Origin of the sequence: Wolbachia endosymbiont of Pentalonia nigronervosa (assembly GCF_014534705.1) — a bacterium.
Classification (GTDB): Bacteria; Pseudomonadota; Alphaproteobacteria; order Rickettsiales; family Anaplasmataceae; genus Wolbachia.
On record NZ_JACVWV010000118.1, the window covers coordinates 1 to 2,451 of the forward strand.

3 protein-coding genes are annotated in these 2,451 nt (G+C 32.6%); 2 read left to right on the forward strand and 1 reads right to left on the reverse strand.

Going from position 1 to position 2,451, the window contains the following annotated elements:
• Nucleotides 1-176 (forward strand): transposase (locus IC220_RS07000; RefSeq protein WP_188152743.1); only part of this gene is annotated, 176 nt, incomplete at its 5' end.
• A gap of 127 nt (nucleotides 177-303) precedes the next feature.
• Nucleotides 304-1,578 carry a latrotoxin-related protein gene (locus IC220_RS07005; protein WP_188153728.1) on the forward strand — a complete coding sequence of 425 codons (1,275 nt, stop codon included), beginning with the start codon at nucleotides 304-306 and terminating at the stop codon, nucleotides 1,576-1,578.
• 220 nt (nucleotides 1,579-1,798) lie between these two features.
• Here the strand turns inward: IC220_RS07005 and IC220_RS07010 are convergent.
• Nucleotides 1,799-2,451: Rpn family recombination-promoting nuclease/putative transposase (locus tag IC220_RS07010; protein WP_188153729.1), on the reverse strand; the 653-nt coding region annotated here is incomplete at its 5' end.

Sequence of the window (2,451 nt, forward strand, 5' to 3'; positions counted from 1 at the left end):
ATCCCGAAGCTGAAGGATTTCAGGTTATTCCAAAACGTTGGATAGTTGAAAGAACCTTTGCTTGGCTCTCCAATTTTAGGCGCATGAGCAAAGATTACGAACATTCTCCTCTTACCTCAAAAACCAATATTTTCTTTAATATGATTACCGTTATGCTTAATAAATTAGCTACTTAAATGATTTCAAGACATCTTCTTAAGAAATGTAGTAAAAAAAGGAAAAGGTAGTTTTGAATTACAAGTAATTAAATCTGAAAATGATTTATTATTAAGAGCAGCAGTAGAAAAGCAAGTAGGAGATGCATTGATAAAAGATGAGTATTTTACTGTGAGATTAAAAGATGGAGTTGAGAGATATAACAAGACTCACGTAATAGTAGAAAGTATTCCTATGAGAATCAATGTTGACAATAATGAGTGGAGTTTAAGACCACAACCTTTAATATTTAAAAAGGATAAAGAAGTTATCATTGTAACAAATCAAGATATAGAAGAAAATACAAAATTAATAACACCTAGAAGAGCAGGAAACTATACATTTGTTCGTGATCATGGTAATGATCTAATAATAACTAATGCTTTTAACACACAAGATGATCTATGTACGATAGTGCTCAGTAAGTTTTATGTAGAACCTAAAATGGAAACATTATCAATAAAGTTTGCTGATAAAGAAATAGTCTTGAAAGAGAATCGGGAAGAAATAAGTAAAGCAAAGTACTTAAGTACTATAAAGAGGGAGCGTCAGGATAAAGTGTATAAAGAAGTATTTGGAAGTAAAAACATGACACCAGAAGTTGTGATGTTATCTGACCAACCTGTAATGCATAGACATAGGCATGAACATAGTAGGCAACACATTAGAAATCGTAGAAGTGAGGACATAATAAGTAGTGGCACAAGACCATCTACATGGATAAATGATTTGTTTAGTTGGGTGAAAAGTTCTGTAGGTGGGTTATTGTATTCTAGGGCTGTTTTACCTGAAGAAACATCAAGTACTACAAATTCAATCTCACAAGTTGATGCACCTATAGATGTCAATAGTACGATAATGTTACTTGATATATTGGTAAGAAAAATTACAGGTCAAAAGTATGTTTCTACAACAGAGCAATCTGTTTCTTCCCAATCCTTACTAGAGGCACAAGCTAATGCACTAAATATTACAAATGAATTTGAGAAAGTAGTAAAGCAAGCTGCATCAAAAAGTGAAATATCAATACATCGATTAAATATTAATTTCATGAAAATACATGATGAGATTACAGAAGAAATTATAGGTGGTAAATTTAATGAGATTTCAGGAATTTTAAAATCGCATATAGAGAAAGCATGTCCTGATAGAGAAGCAGGGTATCCTGGTAAGTTAAGTCCAAAGAAGTTTGATAAATTTAAGGGTGAACTTAATAAGGGACTAGATGCAACACTAAAGCAATCAAAGCAAGAGATATTACATAGCAAAGATAGTAAATTAGAAATTAGTAACGTAAAAGGAAGCTTGAAGCCTAGGAGTGATTTAAATAATACTTACATTCAAGGTCATTTAACTCAAGCTAGGAATGTAAGGCTAGGATAATTACTTTAAATTTTGAATCTCATCTACAGAAAGGCCGGTGATTTTAGAGATAACATCAATAGACACGTCGGCCTTAAGTGTATAGTCCAGAGATACAGCTAGATAATAGGCAGCAAATAGTTAACAGTAGTAATCAGAAGCAAAGTATGGCTAACGAAAAAAATACCTCCATCTTCACTTAACAGAATTGCTGTAGAATCTGTAAATAATAAGAAAGGGATCACTTTTGGAGGTTAAGTTGTTTAATTTCGTCTAGTGAAAGGCCGGTGATTTCAGCAATAACATCTATAGAGATACCGGCTTTAAGTGAATTTTTAGCTACAGCTAGTTTAGCCTGTTTTTCGCCTTCTTTTTTGCCTTTTTCTTCGCCAACCCTAACACCATCATCAAATTTTTGGGCGAAAGCAGCTATCTCATCCATTAGACGTTTTTTTCTTTGCTCATATGCTAGTAACTCTTCTTTTGACCAATTAAATTTATTCATCTCTTCATAAGCTCGTTTTATTATTACGTCACTACCAACTATTTTATCTAGGTCTTCTTCCCTTGTTTCTGCTGCATAGCGAAAAAAATAACACCATTTTTCTACTATATTCTCTAGTTGGTCTTCCTTCGTCTTTGTAAATTTTGGTAGTTCTATGAATGTAAAATAAAGATCCTTTAAATCATGTTCATTAGTATTTTCATCTCGAATAGTATGATTTGATTTATACTCAACTTTATTTGGAAAAATAATACAATCAGCGACAGCTATAAAGATTATTTCCTTAAGGTCATGATATTCATCACCTTGATCAGCCTGATTTGAGTAAGCTTTGGCAGCATAATATTGAGCACGCTTCTCGAAACCTTTAGTCTTAGTGAACTGCATCT